At 63.1% G+C, this 19,107-nt stretch carries 14 protein-coding genes and 1 riboswitch; of the genes, 4 read left to right on the plus strand and 10 right to left on the minus strand.

Going from position 1 to position 19,107, the window contains the following annotated elements; translation table 11 throughout:
- Positions 1–146 precede the first annotated feature (146 nt).
- The 6 genes from cobF to SLT36_RS00895 all read right to left on the minus strand — a co-directional run bounded on the left by cobF (position 147) and on the right by SLT36_RS00895 (position 8,300).
- Positions 147–905 (minus strand): precorrin-6A synthase (deacetylating), encoded by a 759-nt coding sequence (gene cobF / locus SLT36_RS00870; RefSeq protein WP_432285365.1) that lies wholly within the window; start codon positions 903–905, stop codon positions 147–149.
- Positions 902–1,135 (minus strand): hypothetical protein, encoded by a 234-nt coding sequence (locus SLT36_RS00875; RefSeq protein ID WP_263005210.1) that lies wholly within the window; start codon positions 1,133–1,135, stop codon positions 902–904. The genes cobF and SLT36_RS00875 overlap by 4 nt, the downstream gene beginning before the upstream one ends.
- Positions 1,126–2,253: a ribonucleotide-diphosphate reductase subunit beta gene (locus SLT36_RS00880; RefSeq protein ID WP_154384598.1), complete on the minus strand. Its 1,128-nt coding sequence runs from the start codon at positions 2,251–2,253 to the stop codon at positions 1,126–1,128. Before SLT36_RS00880 ends, SLT36_RS00875 begins: the two co-directional genes overlap by 10 nt.
- A gap of 27 nt (positions 2,254–2,280) precedes the next feature.
- Positions 2,281–5,166 (minus strand): ribonucleoside-diphosphate reductase subunit alpha, encoded by a 2,886-nt coding sequence (locus SLT36_RS00885; protein WP_432285366.1) that lies wholly within the window; start codon positions 5,164–5,166, stop codon positions 2,281–2,283.
- A 110-nt stretch (positions 5,167–5,276) separates the two neighbouring features.
- A riboswitch (cobalamin riboswitch) is annotated at positions 5,277–5,487 on the minus strand.
- A gap of 74 nt (positions 5,488–5,561) precedes the next feature.
- Positions 5,562–7,322, minus strand: coding sequence for a peptidase domain-containing ABC transporter (locus tag SLT36_RS00890; protein ID WP_432288206.1), 1,761 nt, complete (start codon positions 7,320–7,322; stop codon positions 5,562–5,564).
- Positions 7,323–7,361: 39 nt separating this feature from the next.
- On the minus strand, positions 7,362–8,300 hold the full coding sequence (locus tag SLT36_RS00895; protein WP_432285367.1) for an IS481 family transposase: 939 nt from the start codon (positions 8,298–8,300) through the stop codon (positions 7,362–7,364).
- Positions 8,301–8,706: 406 nt separating this feature from the next.
- Between SLT36_RS00895 and SLT36_RS00900 the strand changes: the two genes are divergently transcribed.
- From SLT36_RS00900 to SLT36_RS00915, 4 genes are all read left to right on the plus strand, one after another.
- A complete protein-coding gene (locus tag SLT36_RS00900; protein ID WP_432285368.1) occupies positions 8,707–11,010 on the plus strand; it encodes a TonB-dependent hemoglobin/transferrin/lactoferrin family receptor in 2,304 nt (767 codons plus the stop codon).
- Positions 11,011–11,075: 65 nt separating this feature from the next.
- Entirely contained in the window at positions 11,076–12,812 is a 1,737-nt protein-coding gene (locus tag SLT36_RS00905; RefSeq protein WP_432285369.1) for an ABC transporter ATP-binding protein/permease, read from the plus strand.
- Between the two features lie 9 nt (positions 12,813–12,821).
- Positions 12,822–13,547 (plus strand): hypothetical protein, encoded by a 726-nt coding sequence (locus tag SLT36_RS00910; protein WP_432285370.1) that lies wholly within the window; start codon positions 12,822–12,824, stop codon positions 13,545–13,547.
- A 5-nt stretch (positions 13,548–13,552) separates the two neighbouring features.
- On the plus strand, positions 13,553–14,395 hold the full coding sequence (locus SLT36_RS00915) for a ChaN family lipoprotein (RefSeq protein WP_432285371.1): 843 nt from the start codon (positions 13,553–13,555) through the stop codon (positions 14,393–14,395).
- Between the two features lie 311 nt (positions 14,396–14,706).
- On the opposite strand, the gene SLT36_RS00920 is transcribed toward SLT36_RS00915, so the two are convergent.
- The 4 genes from SLT36_RS00920 to SLT36_RS00935 all read right to left on the minus strand — a co-directional run bounded on the left by SLT36_RS00920 (position 14,707) and on the right by SLT36_RS00935 (position 18,948).
- Positions 14,707–14,931 carry a hypothetical protein gene (locus SLT36_RS00920; protein ID WP_432285372.1) on the minus strand — a complete coding sequence of 75 codons (225 nt, stop codon included), beginning with the start codon at positions 14,929–14,931 and terminating at the stop codon, positions 14,707–14,709.
- A gap of 174 nt (positions 14,932–15,105) precedes the next feature.
- Positions 15,106–15,696, minus strand: coding sequence for an isochorismatase family protein (locus tag SLT36_RS00925; RefSeq protein WP_432285373.1), 591 nt, complete (start codon positions 15,694–15,696; stop codon positions 15,106–15,108).
- Between the two features lie 41 nt (positions 15,697–15,737).
- Positions 15,738–17,309 (minus strand): FGGY-family carbohydrate kinase, encoded by a 1,572-nt coding sequence (locus SLT36_RS00930; protein WP_432288207.1) that lies wholly within the window; start codon positions 17,307–17,309, stop codon positions 15,738–15,740.
- Between the two features lie 160 nt (positions 17,310–17,469).
- The gene (locus SLT36_RS00935) at positions 17,470–18,948 is read right to left on the minus strand and encodes a mannitol dehydrogenase family protein (protein WP_432285374.1); all 1,479 of its coding nucleotides are present in this window, start codon (positions 18,946–18,948) and stop codon (positions 17,470–17,472) included.
- Between the last annotated feature and the right edge of the window lie 159 nt (positions 18,949–19,107).

The raw sequence follows: 19,107 nt of genomic DNA on the forward strand, positions 1-19,107 counted from the left end.
AGGGCGTCGAGCGAGGTGGCGTTTTGCGACACTTTTCATCCTTTCGGCGACAAAGCCGTCAGGTCACATAAAGACATCTTTATGTCAATATGTCGAGTGCGTCGTTGTTGCGTTTGCGACCACGCGCAACACGACCAGCCTGCCGGCTAGTCCGGCTGCTTCAGCAGATAGGTGTCCATGATCCAGCCATTTTGCTCGCGCGCCTGTTTGCGGATGCGCTCGATGTCGCCGACGACCTCGCGCAACTTGCCCGACACCAGGATTTCATCCGGCGTGCCGACATAGGCGCCCCACCAGATGTCGAGATCACCATCGAGACCGGCGAAGGCACCTTCGCCGTCGAGCATGACGACGACGCTGTCGGCATTGTTGGGAAAACCCTCCGCAAGCTTGCGACCGGTGGTGATGGCGATCGACTGGCCGATCCTGTTCAGCGTGACCTTGTGCCGGGCGGCAAGCGCCTGGACGCTGGTGATACCCGGAATGACATCATATTCGAGTTCGAAGCCGCCCTTGGCCTGCAGCCGGTCGAGGATGCGCAGGGTGCTGTCGTAAAGCGTCGGATCGCCCCAGACGAGGAACGCGCCGCACTCGTCTTCCTCGAGTTCCTCCATGAGCAGCTGTTGGTAGACGCCTTCGACAGCGTCATGCCAATCTGCGACGGCGGTGCCGTAGTCCTCCGCCGCCGGCCTGCGGCGAGGAACCTCGAACGCGACGGTGCGATAGCTCTGGTCGCGGATGAAGCGTTCGCAGATCTCGCGCCTGATCCGCGCCAGCCCGTCCTTCTCGATACCCTTGTCGGGGATGAAGAAGACGTTGACCCGGTTGAGCGCATCGACAGCCTGGATCGTGACATAGTCGGGATTGCCCGCACCGATGCCGATGACAAGGATCTTTCGCTTCATGACGGCATGGCCCTGCCGCCGCCGAGTTCGGCGGCAAGGTCCAGGAACAATTGCCTGAGCCGGCGCGGCCCCGGATGCCTGCCACCATATTCGGCGAGCCGAGTGGCCTGCCGCGAGGCGGCCTCGTGGAGGTTGCCGCCTTCAGGCTGCGCGACCAGCCAAGCCAGGAACACCTGTTCGGGTTCGGGCATGACCGATGCAATGGTGGGACGGTTCCAGGTCAGTCCCATGCCAGCGCTCCACCATTCTGGTATTCGATGACACGGGTCTCGAAGAAGTTCTTCTCCTTCTTCAAATCCATCGCCTCGGACATCCATGGGAATGGGTTCTCGACTTCGGCGAAGACCGGCTGCAGGCCGAGCTGGGCGCAGCGCCGGTTGGCGATGAAGTGCATATAGGTTTCGCAAAGCGCTGCATTGAGGCCAAGGAAACCGCGCGGCATCGTATCGCGGCCATAGGAGGCCTCGAGCTCGGCCGCCGTGCGGATCATGCCACGGATCTCGTCCTGGAACGCCGGCGTCCACAGATGCGGGTTCTCGTGCTTGATCTGGTTGATGACGTCGATGCCGAAGTTCAGATGGATCGACTCGTCGCGCAGGATGTACTGGTACTGCTCGGCAATGCCGACCATCTTGTTGCGCCGGCCCAAGGACAATATCTGGGCGAAACCGGTGTAGAACCACATGCCCTCGAAGATGACGTAGAAAGCGACGAGGTCGCGCAGGAAAGCCTGATCGGCTTCAGGCGTGCCGGTCCTGAAATCCGGATCGTCGAGATGCTGGGTGTGCTTCAGCGCCCATGCCGCCTTGTCGGTGATCGAGGGCACCTCGCGGTACATGTTGAACAGCTCGCCTTCGTCCAGGCTGAGGCTCTCCACGATGTACTGGAAGGTGTGGGTGTGCACCGCCTCCTCGAAGGCCTGGCGCAGCAGATATTGCCGGCATTCCGGATTGGTCAGATGGCGGTAGATGGCCAACACGATGTTGTTGGCAACCAGGCTCTCCGACGCGGCGAAGAAGCCGAGATTGCGCTTGATCATGCGCCGTTCGTCGTCGGTCAGCCCATCCTTCGACTTCCACAGGCCGATGTCGGCCTGCATCGACACTTCGGTCGGCATCCAGTGATTGTTGCAGCCGGCGAGATATTTCTCCCAGGCCCAGCGGTATTTGAGCGGCAGAAGCTGGTTCACGTCGGCACGGGCGTTGATCATGCGCTTGTCGTCGACGCGGACGCGGCCACCGCCGCGTTCGATCACACCCAGCCCCGTGGCATCGGCAAGCGGGACGTCGCCTGTGAAGGCGGGGTGGATGGTTGCGGCGGCAGCCTTTGGTTCGGACCAGTCGAGCATCTTGTTGTTCCTTTTCCTGATCGCCGCTTACTGGCAGGCTTCACATTCGGGATCGTCGATGGCGCAGGCCTTGCCCCATGCGACATCGGCGTTGACGATGATTGGGGCTGACGCTGCAACAGCGACAGCGGAGACGGAATTGAGCTTGCCGTCGGTGCCCTTCAGCGTCGACTTCTCGACATGCGAGGCCGAGCGCGAGCGCAAATAGTAGGTCGTCTTCAGGCCCTTGTTCCATGCCAGGCGGTAGAGCGCGTCGAGCTTCTTGCCGCTCGGATTGGCGATGTAGAGGTTGAGCGACTGGGCCTGGTCGATCCATTTCTGCCGACGCGATGCCGCCTCGATCAGCCAGGCACTGTCGATCTCGAAGGCGGTAGCGAAGAGCGCCTTGAGATCGTCGGGGATGCGGTCGATCCGGCCGATCGAGCCGTCGAAATATTTGAGGTCGGAGACCATGACCTCGTCCCACAGGCCGCGCACCTTGAGCTCATGCACCAGTGCTGCGTTGACCACGGTGAAGTCGCCGGACATGTTCGATTTGACGAACAGGTTCTGGTAGGCCGGCTCGATCGACTGCGCGACACCGCAAATGTTGGAGATGGTCGCCGTCGGCGCGATCGCCATGGTGTTGGAGTTGCGCATACCTGTCTTCCTGACGCGCTTGCGCAAGGCATCCCAGTCGAGCGTCGAGGCGTCGTCCATGTCGACACCGGGGCGCGCCTTGGCCAAGAGGTCGATGGAATCGATCGGCAGGATGCCCTTCGACCACAGCGAACCGTCAAAGCTCGGATAACGCCCGCGTTCGGCGGCAAGGTCGCAGGACGCCGAAATCGCGTTGTAGGAGATCGCCTCCATGCTGGCGTCGGCGAAGGCCACGGCAGCGTCTGACGCATAGGGGATCTTCAGCGCCTGAAGTGCATCCTGGAAACCCATCAGGCCGAGGCCGACAGGACGATGCTGCAGGTTGGAGCGCCTGGCTTCGGGGATGGTGTAGAAATTGATGTCGATGACATTGTCGAGCATGCGCATCGCCGTCTTCACGGTGCGGGCCAGACGGTCGATGTCGAGCCCCTCGGCTGCGATATGATTGGCAAGATTGACCGAACCGAGATTGCAGACGGCGACCTCATCCTTCGAAGTGTTGAGGGTGATCTCGGTGCAGAGGTTCGACGAATGCACGACGCCGATGTGGCCCTGCGGCGAGCGGATGTTGCACGGGTCCTTGAAGGTGATCCACGGATGCCCGGTTTCGAACAGCATGGTCAGCATCTTGCGCCACAGGTCGAGCGCCCTGACCGTGCGGAACACCTTGATGCCACCAGCCAGAGCCTTGGCCTCGTAGCTTTCGTAGGCCGCCTTGAATGCCGTGCCATAGAGATCGTGCAGGTCGGGCGCCTCGTCGGGCGAAAACAGCGTCCACGCGCCATCGGCCTCGACGCGCTCCATGAACAGGTCCGGCACCCAGTTGGCGGTGTTCATGTCGTGGGTGCGGCGGCGGTCGTCGCCGGTGTTCTTCCTGAGGTCGAGGAACTCCTCGATATCGACGTGCCAGGTCTCGAGATAGGCGCAGACAGCACCCTTGCGCTTGCCGCCCTGATTGACGGCGATCGCCGTGTCGTTGGCAACCTTGAGGAACGGCACCACACCCTGGCTCTCGCCATTGGTGCCCTTGATGTGGGCGCCGAGGCCGCGCACCGGGGTCCAGTCATTTCCGAGCCCGCCGGAATATTTGGCGAGCAGCGCATTGTCCTTCACCGCCTTGAAGATGCCGTCGAGATCGTCGGCGACGGTGGTGAGGAAACAGGACGACAATTGCGGGCGCAGCGTGCCGGAGTTGAACAGCGTTGGCGTCGAGGCCATGAAATCGAAGGACGACAAAAGATCATAGAACTCGATGGCGCGGCTCTCGCGGTCGATCTCGCGGCCTGCCAGGCCCATCGCCACGCGCATGAAAAAGGCCTGCGGCAGTTCGAAACGCTTGCCTTTGCTGTGCAGGAAATAGCGGTCATAGAGCGTCTGCAGACCCAGATACTGGAACTGCAGGTCGCGCTCGGGCTTCAGCGCGGCACTGAGCCTGGCAAGGTCGAAACGGCCAAGTTCGGGGTCGATCAATTCGGCCTTGATGCCGGTGGCGATGAAGGCGGGGAAATAGGTGGCATAGCGCTCGGTCATTTCGGCCTGCGTGGCCTGCTCAGACCTGGCCGAGACGAAGCTCAGTGCCTCGCGCCGCAACCGGTCCAGCAACAACCGGGCGCTGACGAAGGCGTAGTTCGGTTCGGTTTCGACAAGCGTACGGGCGGCCAGGATCGGCGCCAGCGAAAGCTCGTCGACGGTGATGCCGTCATAGAGATTGCGCCTTGTCTCGGCCAGGATCGCATCCGCCGAGACGGCCTCGAGCCCGCTGCAGGCCTCGTCGACAATGCGGGCCAGGCGCGTCTCGTCCAGCGGTGCCAGGCTGCCGTCATCGGCCTTGACCTGGAGCGGCGGTGCGGCGACCTCGACCGACGTGACCTTGGCGGCAGCGCGTTCGCGGGCACGTTCCTCGCGGTAGAGCACATAGGCGCGGGCGACCTTGTGATGCTCGGAGCGCATCAGCGCCAGTTCGACCTGGTCCTGGATTTCCTCGATGTGGAAGGTGCGGCTGCTATCTGCCCGCCTGGTCAGCGCGGCGAACACCTGGACGGCCAGTTCCTCGACGACGTCGTGGACGCGGCGCGAACCGGCGGCCACCGAACCCTCGGTGGCGAGAAACGCCTTGGTCAGTGCCACAGTGATCTTGGTCGCGTCGAACGGCGTCACCGCGCCGTTGCGCCGGATGACACGGTAGCCAGACTCGGACGCAGTCTCGGAACCCTGGCTGAGAGTGGACGGAACGCTGTTGGTTCCGCTGGATTGAAGTGTGGAGGTCGCCGGCATCATCTTCCCCGATGGTTTGGGGGCGAAGGGCCTTGGGCGGACGCATGCCGGATTTCGGCCGGCGCAAGCCGGCAGAACGCAAGCGCACCACCGGACACCCCGCCCGTGGACGTTCAGACTCGATCGCGGCAGGTCTCCTGGCTCGCAGGTCATTGCCGCTGTCTGGCCTTCCCAGCGCCCATTGGCGCCAGTGGCGTATGCGACAGCAACTCACTGCTTACAGTTGCGGGGGCAGCGCCGGCATTGCGAAATCGCGCACCGGCTTCCCTCTTAGCTCCCGAGCTGGAATCAACTCGGAAGACCACGATGTCTACATGTAGTATGACTGACGGGTGTCGTGTCAACAGGTGGAAGAGTCATTTCCACCTCATCGACCGATCAACGCCGGCGGCCGATCAATCCCTGACGTAGTCGCGCCACAGCGCCTGATAGACCGCGCACTCGGAACTCAGGGCCTCATGGCTGCCCGTGCCGACGATCCTGCCATCGTCGAGCACGACGATCATGTCGGCCGAACGCGCCGAAAAGAGATGATGCGTGACGATGATGACGAGGCGGTCGCGGCCGAAGGCCAGCAACTCACGCTCGAGCGCCATCGCCGATTCGGCATCGAGCGCCGAGGTCGGTTCGTCGAAAACGGCGATGTGCGGATCGCGCAGCACGGCGCGCGAAATCGCCAGGCGCTGGCGCTGGCCGCCGGAGAGGTTCTGCCCTGCCTGGACCAGTTCGGTGTCGATGCCTTTGGGCAGGCCGGCGGTGAACTTGTCGGCAGAGGAAAACGCCAGCGCCTTATCGATCTCGTCGTCGCGAAGCGGGCGCGGCAGCGACGCCTGAAGGTTCTCGCGGATGGTACCCGAAAACAGCGACGTCTCCTGGTCGACGACACCGATTCGGCCGCGCAGCCAGCGCGGATTGTAGGCACGGACGTCGATGCCGCCGATTGCCACCTTGCCGGCATGATCGCGCTCGAGCCCCAAAAGCACACGCAACAGGCTGGACTTGCCGGAACCGTTGCGGCCGACGATCGCCACGACGCCGGTCGCCGGCAGCACCAGGCTGACACCGTTGAGTGCCGCAGCCGTCGCCTCGGGATAGCGGAAGGTCAGATCCTCGACCGTGATCGGGCCGAAATCAGCAGTACGCAGCGCCGGGGCAACGATGGCGCGCTCCGGCTGGCGCTTGAGGAAAGACGCGAGGGCCGAGATGGTGGCGCTGACCGAATGGAACTGGATCAGGATGCCGGCACTGGTCAGCATCGGCATGGTCGCCCGGGTGACGAGCAGCTGCAGCGCAAGCAGGCCACCGATCGTCAGATCGCCGCGCAGGATGCGCCAGCAGCCGACAAGAACGACGAGCAGCGTCAGGATCTCGCTCAGCAGGCCAAGGGTGAACGAATAGGAGTGCGAGAGGTCGAGTATGTGCCAGCGCGCCTTGATGGCTTCGGCCGACTTCGCGGACCAGCGCCCGATGAAGAAGCGCTCCACCGCATTCGACTTGATGCCGCGGATGTTGCCTACCGTTTCAGCGGTCGCCCCCTGCAGGGCGCCGTTGAGGCGGAACGAGCTGCGGCTGGCCTCGCCCAGCTGGGCATTAGTCTTGCGGGCAAAGACGGCGAAGATCAGGGCAACGACAAAGGCCAGCAGGCAGATGATATAGTCGTAGTACAGCGCCACGGCGAACGAGACGGCAGCACCCAAGATGGTGAGGAAGAAATTCGGCGCAGCGCTCAGCATGAAGCTGGCGACACGCTGGGATTCGTTGAGCAGGTTGATCGTGCTTCCGCCTGCGGATGCCGAACTCTCATAGGGGATGCGCATGAGGCGGAAGTAGATGCGTCTCGACAGCCGGGCGGTGAACCTTGCGTCCACGTCGTTGATCAGCGAGTTGTGCCAGCGTGAGGTCATGTGCCTGATAACCGCCGCCACGATGGCGATGGCGGCGAACTGGGTCGCTGCCCAACCGTCCTTGCCGACCATGACGCTGTCGACGATCTTCTGCGAAAGGATCGGAACGGTCACCGAGAGCACGATTCCGGCCAGCGAAAGCGCAATGGCAAGAAAAAATTTACGGCGGTAGATGCCCATGATCCGCATCAGTATCCGCCAATCGCCGAGCGGTATCTTGCGCAAGGCGTTCAGTTTCTCTCGAAATTTCATCACCAGCCCGACGCCGCTCGAACAACAGGGACGGGTTCGCTAGGTGTCGTTTCCAAGAAGGTTGTTCAGTCTTTGGAACGGGCTGATGCCGCCAAGGGCGGAATGTGGGCGTTCCAGGTTATAGTTGGCTGCCCAATGGTGGATGGCTTTGGCGCGTTCGTTCGATGAGGCGTATGGCCTTGCATAGGCCCATTCGCGCAGCGAAGTCTGGATGAAGCGCTCGGCCTTGCCGTTGGTGCGCGGGGTGTAGGGTCTTGTGCGGATGTGTCGGGCACCGGCACCTTGGAGCGCCTGGGCGAACAGTTTGGAGCGATAAGCCGAGCCGTTGTCGGTCATCACCCGCTCAACCCTGGCGCCCAGCCTGGCATACCAGGCCAGTGCCCGGTTGAGGAAACCGGTGGCATCTTCCCGGCCCAGGCTTGGCAGCAGTTCGACATAGGCGAGGCGCGAGGCATCGTCGATGGCGACATGCAGGTGTTCGTAGCCGATACCTCGGGCGCGATGATGGCCCTGGTGCTGGCCCGTGATCCGGTGGCCAACGCCGTCGATGCGGCCCAGGGTCTTGATGTCGATGTGGATCAGTTCGCCCGGTCGCTGCCGCTCGTAGCGCAGCACCGGCGGCCGGGGATCAAGCCAGGCCAGCCGGTTCAGTCCCAGCCGGCGCAGCACCAGGCCCACCGTCGAGCGCGCCAGGCCCAAGGACCGGGCAATCGCCGGCCCCGTCATACGCTGGCGGCGCAACTGCTCGATCCGAGACACCTGCATGGCTGCCAGCCGATGCCGGCAGCGGTGCGGCGCTGAACTGCGATCGTGCAGAACCCGGTCGCCGGCCCGGTAGCGGCCGAGCCAGCGATAGGCCGTCCGTTCCGAAACCCCGGCCGAACCGGCAGCACGCCGCACGCTCCAGCCCTGTTCAATGCGTTGAACCAAAAGCACTCGACCTGAAGGCGTCAAAAGCGCATTCTTATGAACGTTCATTCGGGGAGCTCCACTGAAGGTTGGTTGGCTTCGCAACCCCAGCTTCTCAGTCCATCCTCGAATGAACAACCTTCATAGCTTCGACAGCTAGGTCATTCGCGCTTTCCTGTCAAATAATATGACAATGATAGTCATATTTTTATGAAACGCTTCGGCGAAAATCGCCCGCCACACGGAACGACGCGCAAAACAAGTCTTCCAAATCCTCGCCAGCCGTAGCTGGCCGGCGCCGGCATGTGCCTGTTCCGGGTGAGGCCAGGTGTCGCGCCGCGCATCCTCCGGCTTGCACACACCGCAGGACCCATTATACAGCCATCAATAATCTTGAGTCATAGACTCATATTAACTTACGCCAGCCCTTCGTTCGCGGACAGCCAGCTTTTCCAGATTTTTCGAGGGGGCTGTCATGTCTAACGTTCACACCGGTCGCGGTTCGCGGTCGCAAATGCTTCTGGCCGGCGTTTCGCTGTTGCTGCTGCAGTCGGCCGGCATCGTCAGTGCCCAGACGGCAACGACACCGGCCAAGAAGGCAGAGGAAGTCAAGCCGCTGCTGAGCAATGAAGAGCGCATCGTGCTCGACAGGCTCGTCGTCACCTCGGCGCGTACCACCGGCAAGGTGCTCGACATTCCAATGTCGGTCTCTGTCATCGACCGCGAGACGCTGCAACGCCATGTCGTCCGCGACATCCAGGACATGGTGCGCTACGAGCCGGGCGTCACCGTCTCGCGCACGACATCGCTTACCAATCCGTTCGGCCAGCTGACCGGCTTCAACATCCGTGCCATGGGCGGCAACCGCGTCCAGATGTCCGTCGACGGCAGCCGCATCCAGGAGCAGATCATCGACGGCAGCCGCGACTTCGTCGACCCGTTCACCATGCGCAGCGCCGAGATCGTGCGCGGCCCGAACTCGGTGCTCCAGGGCGCCGACGCACTCGGCGGCGCCGTTGCCTTCCGCACGCTCGACCCCGACGACCTGCTCGACGGCTCGAAGCCATGGGCAGTCGAAATGAAGACCGCCTATGACAGCTACGACGATTCATTCCGCAAGCAGGTGAGTGCCGCCGCCGAATCCGGCGATTTCAAGTTTCTCGGCAGCTTCGGCCATCTTGGGGCGTCGGAAGGCGATTTCAGCAACAGCCGGGCCGATGGCGGCCAGTGGGGCTGCCCGCGCCAGGCGATCTGGCCCTGCAACAAGGCGTTCCCAGCCGACACCGACGCCTTCAACGGCCTGATGAAGCTGCAGTGGAACCCGACCCAGGATCACGAGGTCAAGCTGACCGGTGAGTGGTTCAACCGCAACACGACGATCCAGCAGATGTATGATTCCAGCGCGGCACTCGGAGGCTACGCCAACACGAACTGGCAGCGGGAGCTGGAGATGGAGCGCTACAGGCTCGCCATCTCGCATGACTGGAAGGTCGATGCGCCCTGGCTCGACGAGATCAAGTGGCAGGTCTCCTATTCGCCGCAGAAGCGCGACACCTACAGCAACCAGCTGCGCACCTATCCGACACGCCGCCAGCAGAACATCCAGGTCCGCAACTACGGAGAGGATTTCCTAGAGGCAGACGTTCAGGCCAACTCGTCCTTCGAATTGGGCGGCCTGTCGCACAAGCTGACCTACGGCTTCGACGGCGACCTGACCAACAGTAGCTATTCCGGCTACAACATCACCAATAACCTGACCACCGGCACTTCGACGACTGCCAACAACCAGGGTTTCAACTTCCCCGAAGTCGATACCGTCCGCGCCGACCTCTACCTGCAGGACGAGATCAAGCTGCTCGACGATCGGCTGACCATCACGCCAGGCGCACGCCTGGCGCACTATTCGATCGATCCGACCGGCGACAAGGACTACGTTCCGCTGCCCGGCTTTCAGCCGAAGAAGATCGACGAGACCAGGCTGATCAAACGCATCAGCGCAATGTACGAACTGAACGATACCTACTCGATCTATGCCGGCTATGGCGAAGGCTTCAAGATGCCGACGTCGCAGCAGCTGTTCGTGTCGTCCCTGTCGATCGGTTCCACCGGGCTCGTCGAGGTGATCCCCAACCCCAATCTAAAGCCGGAATTCGTTCGCAGCTATGAGGTCGGCGTGCGAGGCGAACTCGACAAGGGTTACTTCAGCCTCACCGGCTTCTACGCCGACTACAAGGACTTCATCCGCTCGCTGCAGCCGTTGCCCGGCCCAACAGAGCGATACACCTCCGACAATGTCGAGGACGTCAAGGTCTGGGGCATCGAGTTCGGCGGCGAATACGAGGTCTACAACAACCTTTTCCTGAATGCCTCGATCTCCTACCAGAAGGGAACGCAGCGGATTTCGGCGGGTGCCGCCGAAACTGCGTTCGACGGCGCCGTGCCGCTGACCGCGGTGCTCGGCAGCCGTTACCTCATCCCCGACTGGAACCTCGAGACCGAGCTCGTCGCCACCTTCGCCCATGGCGTCACCGAACGCGCCGACCCCAACGCCTTCAAGCCGGGCGGTTATGCTGTGTTCGACGCCTATGCCCGCTGGAAGCCGACCGAAAATGTCGATGTCGACTTCGGCATTCAGAATATCTTCGACCGCCGCTATTTCCCCAACACCCTCACTGGCGTCACCAACGTGATCTCGGGGTCGGTGGCCAACGCCAACAATCCGGAAATGCAGGTGGCGCCAGGCCGCACCTTCAAGCTCGGTGCAACCGTGCGCTTCTGAGCCAAATCGACAGCGATCCGACGCAGGGCACGTTGCCCTGCGTCTCTGCATGAAAGGCCTTCGCGGTGACCAACGTCCTCAGGCAGTTCGTTCGCCTGCTCAAGCTCTGCATTGCCGGCAAGGGTGGCAAGACGAGCCTCGTCTATCTCGCCGCGGTCATCGCGCTGCAACTTGCCGGCATTTATTTCACCATCAGGCTGGTGAGCTGGACCTCGGAATTCTACGGTGCGCTGGAAAAGGTCGACGCCAAGGCGGCGGTCTGGCAGATCTGGATTTTTGCCGGCATCGTCGCGGCCAATTCGGTGCGCTCACTGACGGCAGATTACCTGCAGAAAATGTTGCACATCAGGTGGCGCAAGTCGCTGACCGAGGCAGCACTCGGCTCGTGGTTCGCCGATCGCGCCTATTGGCGGCTGACCCAGGGCGACTGCCCGCGCGACGTCGACAATCCCGACCAGCGCATCGCCGACGATTGCGGCCTGTTCGTCAAGGGTATCCTCGACGAAGGCATTGAACTGATTACCAAGATCGTTGGCATCTTCTCCTTTCTCGCGCTGCTGTGGGGGCTGTCGACCTTCCCGCTCAGCTTCTCGCTGTTCGGTTTCGACATCTCGATCCCACGCTACATGGTCTGGGCGGCGTTCATCTATGTCGCCTTGTCGAGCGGGCTGACGCATCTGCTCGGCCGGCCGCTGAAATCGCTGTTCTACACGCAGCAGAAGCGCGAAGGCGATTTCCGCTTCGCCATGGCGCGCATTCGCCAGTCGGCCGACGAGATCGCGCTGATGGGTGGCGAGAACGTCGAGCGCACCGGGCTCGACCGCCGCTTCGACGGCATCGCGCAGAACTGGCGCAAGATGGCGGGCCGCGAATTCCTGCTCGGCTGCTTCACCTTTCCCTATTCGCACACGGTGCTGCGCATCCCGCTGTTCGTTGCCCTGCCCGGCTTTCTCGCCGGCAGCATCGCGCTTGGCGGCCTGATGCAGATCGCCATGGCGTTTTCCAACGTCGTCACCACGCTGTCCTGGTTCATCTTCTCCTACAAGCCGCTGTCGAACCTCGTCGCCGCGTCTTCCCGTCTCGATGGCTTCCTCGCCGCAACCGAGGCGGTGCGCGGCCGTGCTTCGGGCATCGTCCAAGAGGCGTCGTCCGGCGGACTGCATGTGCACAAGCTTACGCTGCGGACACCGGAGGGGCGCAAGCTGCTGCCGCTACCGCGCCTCGATATCGGCGCCGGCGAAACAGTGTGGCTGCGCGGGCAGTCGGGGCTCGGCAAGACCACTCTGCTCAAGGCGATGGCCGGCGGCTGGGATCATGGCGATGGCCGCATCGAGATGCCTTCGGCAAGCAAGCTGTTCCTGTCGCAGAAGGCCCATTTCCCGCAAGGCGACGTCTTCGAAGCGGTCGCCTACCCCGCGCCAGCCGAGGCCTTCACGCGACAGGAATTGCGACAGGCTATCGAAGCCGTCGGCTTCGGCGACAGCGACATGCTGCGGCTCGAAGATGCCTGGGAAGGCCATCCGCTGGTGTTGTCTGGCCTCTCTGGCGGCGAACTGCAGCGCTTGGCGCTGGCTCGCGCGCTTGTGCTGAAGCCGGACTGGCTGTTCCTCGACGAAGCCACCAGCGCGCTCGACGAGACGGCCGAGGCCGAACTGTTTTCCGTGCTCAAGAAAGAGTTGCCGGCCACGACATTCGTTATCGTCGCGCACCGCAGCCCGAAGGCGCTGGGGACCATTCGTGTCATCGATCTCGAGCCGAAAGCCGAAGCGGCGAACGAAAATCCAGCACTGCAATTCGCATAGGAAATGCCCATGACCGCCCGCACGCCCCACAAACGCGAACGCCTCGACGTCGCACCCGCCGCCCTGCTTGCGCGGCTGCCGGCCATCGGCCGGGTGATGATCAATTCGGAACGGCTGGGCGCCACCCATGAGCGCATCGGCTCGGTAGAGAAGGTCCGGATGGAGGATGGCTGGCTTGTATGCGAAGGTGCCGAGCACGACTCCCGCATCGAGCTGGCGGCGATCGCCACCGTCATCGTCGACCGCACGTCGGTGATGCGTGAGAAATCCTATCCGCGTATCGAACTGCGTGGCGCCGACGGCGAGAGCATCGCCAACGTCACCGGCTTCGAGGGGCTCGACCCTTTCGACGCCGTGCTTGCGGCCTTCCCGCAAGGCACCGAGCTTGCTATCGAAGAGCGGCGCAGCAGCAGCCTGGACGAGCGCAAGGAACTCGACGCCGAGGATGCAGGCCTCGAGCCGTTCGCGGCTGCCGAGCGCCGCGGTGGCCGCGTCAAGATCGAGTTCAGCCGTCCGTCCTTCTGGCAGGCCTGGGAAGGCGACATGCCGGCGGTCAAGCCCGTCATGGGCTACGTGAACGTCATGCAGCCGGACTTCCATCTCCATCTCAAAGGCGGCTCGGTCGGCGGCTGGCGGCGCGAGGACGGTATCGACCAGTTGCGTTTCGTAGCCCTCACCGCTGACGGCGCCGAGACGGGGCTCACCGTCACTGGTGCGCCGGCGAGCTTCGGGTGACCGTCATGACCAAATGGAACCACCCTGTCGCCAGTTGGCTCGACCCCGACAGCGGCGCGCTGCTCGACCATCCCACGTTGATGCGGGAGGTTGCACAGAGCAACGTGCTGCTGCTCGGCGAAACGCACGACCGCTACGACATCCATCGCTGGCAGCTGCATGTCTGCTCGGCGATGCGGACGTTGCGCAACGACATCGCCATCGGCTTCGAGATGTTTCCGCACCGGTTGCAGCCGGTGCTCGACCAGTGGGTCGCCGGCGACATGGAGCGCGACGAATTCCTCAAGGCCGCCGAATGGGGCAAGGTCTGGGGGTTCCCGGCCGAGCTCTATCTGCCGATCTTCCATTTCTGCCGTGAGTTCGGCGTGCCGATGCTGGCACTCAACTGCTACCGCGAACTGGTGACGCGGGTCGGAAAGGAAGGTTGGGATGCCATCCCTGTCGACGAGCGCGACGGGCTTACGCCCTCGGCAAACGCGACGCCGGCCTACCGGCAATATCTGTTCGACATCACCGGCGGCGGCTCGCCGGCGCGCAAGGTGACCTCGCCGCAAGCGCCGGAATTCGACCGTTTCGTCAGGGCGCAGCAGACATGGGATCGGGCCTTTGCCTGCAACATCGCCAGGGCGCAGGCAACCAACACTCCGCCTCTGGTGATCGGCATCATCGGCTGCGGCCATCTCGAATTCGGCCACGGCACGCCGATCCAGCTGAAGGATCTCGGCATCGACAAGGTGACGACGCTGCTGCCCAACGACACGGCGGAGCTCGACCCGGGCAAGGTCGAGGGAATTGCCCGGGCGCTGTTCCGGCTGCAACCGCAAGCCGACGCCAGACCGGCGGGCTGATGCGGCAGGAGCTGGTTTTGGCAAAAGCTGTCCAGAAAAGAAAAAAGCGGGCATAGGCCCGCTTCCCTCTGGCTCCTGAGACTTGCATGCCGCCGGTACATTCGTGGTCGGCCAGCTGTCAATCAGGGCAAATGCAGCATCCCGCGGCAAAACCCGACATCGTATCTCGATGAGCGTTTCGCTCCCGGCGGAATGCCGATGGACCCCATATAGGGATACCGAGTGGAGATAACAAGGGGCACGATCCCTATTGGCCGCCGCCTCACCGGGGTCAACCCCGAGGCGTCGACCAACGATGCCTGGTTCGGTGCCTACTTCGCGGCGCGTACGGCACGCTTTTTCTTAGGCTCGGGATTGAGAGCCTCGGCCGCTCGGTCGGCCTCTTCCCGGGCAAGGCGCAACTCGCGCAGTTTCGCAGTCTTGGCGGCCCGCGCCTTGGCTTCGGACTGATACTCGGCCATGGCGCTGTTGCGCTCTGCCGTCTTCTTCTGCGCCTCTATCGAACGCAACTGAGCTTTATCCAGAAAACTGTCCATATCTTCACCCAATTTTTGAAATCTTCTTCGTGGCGGAGGAGATAAAAATCATTCTTCGCTTAAATAAGGATTCCCGGGGCAAAATTCAATTGAATGGCATATTTAATGCCAGGCCATCGTTTCAAAAGCGCATTTCAAGAGTTTATTTTCAGATACTTTTTGGATGACGCCTATTCACGCCGTTCGTTCGGAAAATCCGACATCCGCAGCCGACGGAACAATGACAATCTCATCGCCAAGCGACCATTCCGCGGCCCGTGCCGCGAGCTGCGCCGGAACGCCTTCGGAACCGCCTGGGCCGGGCGGCACGTCGTAGGTGGCGTGGCCGTCATGTGGCAGGATCACGCCGTATCCGATCGACATCGCGGTTCGCGCCGTCGCCGCCAGGCACATCTCCGAAAGCATGCCGCAGAAGGCGATGGTTTCGACGCCAGCGGCCGCCAGAAGGTCGTTCAGACCGGTGCCATCGAAGCCATCGTCGACCTGCTTGCGCACGACATGTTCGCCTGACAAAGGCATGAAATGCAGCTGCCAACCCGGTGTATGCGGCTCATCGACGGCACCTGTCGGACCGTCGTTCTGGATGAAGATGACGGGTACATCAGACGCACGCGCCCTCTCGAGCAGCGTCGTCACCGCAGCCAGAAGCCTCACGTGACCCGGTACCGCCTCGGCGCCAGACACAAACGCGCTCTGGACGTCGACGATGATCAGTGCCTCGGCGCTCCGAGCTTGGTCCCTGTCCGTTTCGCGATTTGCCTCCACCGATCCCCCCGTCTGAATGAACACGGGATATGGGGAGCGCTTCAGGCGATGTCATCAAGCGCCTTGCGCTGGCGGTGCATTTCCAGGAACACGCGGTAATCCCGGTCGAAGCGTTGCCGTGCCGAGGGGTTCGGCTGCCGCGCGCGGCCTTCCTGGCGCATCGCCCTGCAAGCGTCGGTGAGGCTCGGATAGAGGCCGGCGGCTGCAGCAGCGGCCATCGCCGTTCCCAGCAGCACGGCATCGCCGCCCAGAGGCTCGACGACGGTGCAGCCGGTGGCGTCGGCGTATAGCTCCATCAGCACAGGATTGCGGGTGTGGCCGCCGGTAACGTGCAGCGTGTCGATGCCGTAGCCATTGGCATTGAGCGCGTCGAGCACATGGCGAAGCCCGAGCGCGATGGCGACAGCCGTGCGCCAGTAGAGCCGGCACAGGCTGTCGAAGGAGGCATCGAGCGTCAGCCCGCTGATCACGCCGAGTGCATGCGGGTCGGCGAGCGGCGAGCGGTTGCCGTGGAAGTCGGGCAGTACATGAAGGCGACCAGCGAGGTCGAGGCCCTCGACCGCCCGCAGCTCCATGATGCGTTCGGTGATGCGCCGGTGCAGGGCTGCGTCGGGTTCGCCGCCAGCGCCGTGCCAGCGGATGACATGGTCAAGCAGTGCACCGGTCGCCGACTGGCCACCCTCGCTCAGCCACAGGCCGGGCAGAGCCGCGCCGAAATACGGCCCCCAGACACCGGCAAAAGCGCGCGGCTCGGGCGACATCGCCATGACGCAGCTCGACGTGCCGGCGATCAGCGCGAGGTGGCGTTCGATGCCGGACAGCCCGCCGATGACGCCGATGGCGCCGGCAAAGGCATCGATCATGCCGGCGCCGACACGGCAGGCGGTGGTCAGCCCAAGCGTTTCGGCAGCCGTCTGGGTGAGCGGGCCAAGGTCGGCTCCGACCGGGCTGGCGCGCTCGGGCAGAGCGGCATGCTCGAAGATGTCGGCGAGGCCGACGGCAGCGAAGAAATCGTGGCGCCAGGCCTCGCGCTCATGGGCCAGATAGGTCCATTTGGCAGTCAGCGTGCATTGCGAGCGGGCGAGCGAGCCTGAGGCCTTGTGGCTTAGGAAATCGGCGAGATCGAAAAGCTGGCCGGTTCGCGCCCAGCTTTGTGGCAGGTGGCGCTTGACCCACATCAGCTTGGGCGTCGCCATTTCGGGCGACATCACCCCGCCGGCATAACCGAGCACGTCGTGGCGGGTGACGGTACATTCGTCGGCTTCGGCCAGGGCGCGATGGTCGAGCCAGACGATGGTGTCCCAACGCTGTTCCCCACTTTTCGAAACGCCGACCTGTTCGCCTGCCTTGCCGCGGAACACCGTCGAGCATGTCGCGTCAAAGCTGATGCCGACGATTTCGGCTGGGTCGACGCTGGCAGCCTTGCGGGCACCGCGTACTGCCTGACAGACAGCCGACCAGATTTGCTCGGAATCATGTTCGCAATGACCCGATGCCGAGCGGTTCATGGCGATCGAATGTTCGGCGCGTCCGAGCAGCTTGCCTGAGCCATCGAAAATGCCGGAGCGCGCGCTGCCGGTACCGACATCGACCGCACACAGATAGGCCGCCATCAGAACGACGACGCCCCGAACGGCGCGATTGAGGTGCCATGACCAGGGCATGCCGGTGGCGGTTTCAGCCGATGAAAGGATGCACGGAGCAACATCATGACGCGTAGTCTATATGCGCACCATGGCCAATTCCAGCTGTCAGCGGCGGCCTGGATTTGGCTCAGAGACGACCGCCGAGATACCGCATCAACGTCTCCTTGGTGCCCAGTTGCCAGAGCATGCCGAGGCTGTCGCCGAAAGCTTCAACGAAGATCGCCGACCGGCCGACATCGCCATAGATGTCTTCCATCGCAAGCCAGGCCGACGGCGCATTCTTTGCTGCCTGTGCTGTCTGCTGCAGGCGATCCCAGCTCGGGTCATTGGGTTCGATGATGGCACCGGAATCGGTCACCCCGAAGCAATAGCGGCACCAGAGTGCCGATTCGAGCGCCAGCCCCGATATGCCAGCGCCCGCCTTCAGGCGATCCGATATGGTTGGGATGATGAATTTCGGCTGCCGGTTAGAACCGTCGAGACAGAGGCGGCGGACGGTGTCGCCGATCTTGGGATTGGAAAACCGGCGCTCGATGAGCTGGCAATACTCCTCCAGCACCACGCCGGGTACCGGCGGCACCGTGGGCATGATCTCCTCGCGCTCCAGCTTGGCCAGGAAGGCGCGCACCTGTGGATTTTCCATCGCCTCGTGGACGAAATGAATGTCCATCAACCCGGCGGGATAGGCGATCGTGGCGTGGCCGCCATTGAGGATGCGAATCTTCATCAGCTCGAACGGAGCGACGTCATGGACGAACTGGACGCCGACCTTTTCCAGCGCCGGACGGCCGTCAGTGAAATGGTCTTCCATCACCCATTGCTTGAACGGCTCGCAGAACACCGGCCAATTGTCCTCGACGCCGAAGTCGCTGGCGAGAATGCCGCGCTCGCGGTCGGTTGTGGCGGGCGTAATGCGGTCGACCATGGAGTTCGGGAAAGCCACGTTGTCGCGGACCCAGTCGGCGAAGGTTTCGTCCGCGAGCCGCGCCAGGCCGATCACCGCATCGGCTGTGACGCGGCCATTGTGGGGAATGTTGTCGCAGGACATCACTGTGAAAGGCACGATGCCATCCTGGCGACGACGCCGGAGGCCGGCAAGGATGATGCCGAAGACGGTCCGGGGCGCGGCAATATTCTGGGCATCGGCAACGATGTCGGGGTGCGTCGGATTGAAGATGCCGGACGCCGGATCGATGAAATAGCCGCCCTCGGTGATGGTCAGCGAAACGATGCGGATCGCCGGGTCGGCGAGCCGTTCGATGATGGCCGCAGCATCGCCAGGGGTCAGGAAATCGACCATGACGGAGGTGACGCGGGCGCTCATATGGCCGCTGTCCTGCTCGACGACTGAAGTCAGCCAGTCCTGTCCGGCGAGTTTCGCGTGTCCGACCTTCTCGCCTTCGAACACGCCTGCGCCGACGATCGCCCAGTCATGACCGAGGCCGGTGTTGAACAGCTCGTCGAGATAGATCGCCTGGTGCGAGCGATGGAAGTTGCCGACGCCGAAATGGACGATACCGGCCTTCAGCGCGGCGCGGTCGTAAGTCGGGCGCGCGACCTTGGCAGGCAAATCCGGCAGCGTGGCGAGGGAGAGCTTCACGGTCATGGTTCGACGCTTTCCTGTTTAGGCGCCGACTTTCGCGACACCTTCTCCCCTTGCGGGAAAAGGTGGATCGGCGCGCAGCGCCGAGACGGATGAGGGTTGCTGGGCGGAGCGTCACACTGGAACACCCCCATCCGACCTCGCTCCACTCGGCCACCCTCT

The organism is Aminobacter sp. BA135, from assembly GCF_050859125.1.
Taxonomy (GTDB): domain Bacteria; phylum Pseudomonadota; class Alphaproteobacteria; order Rhizobiales; family Rhizobiaceae; genus Aminobacter; species Aminobacter ciceronei.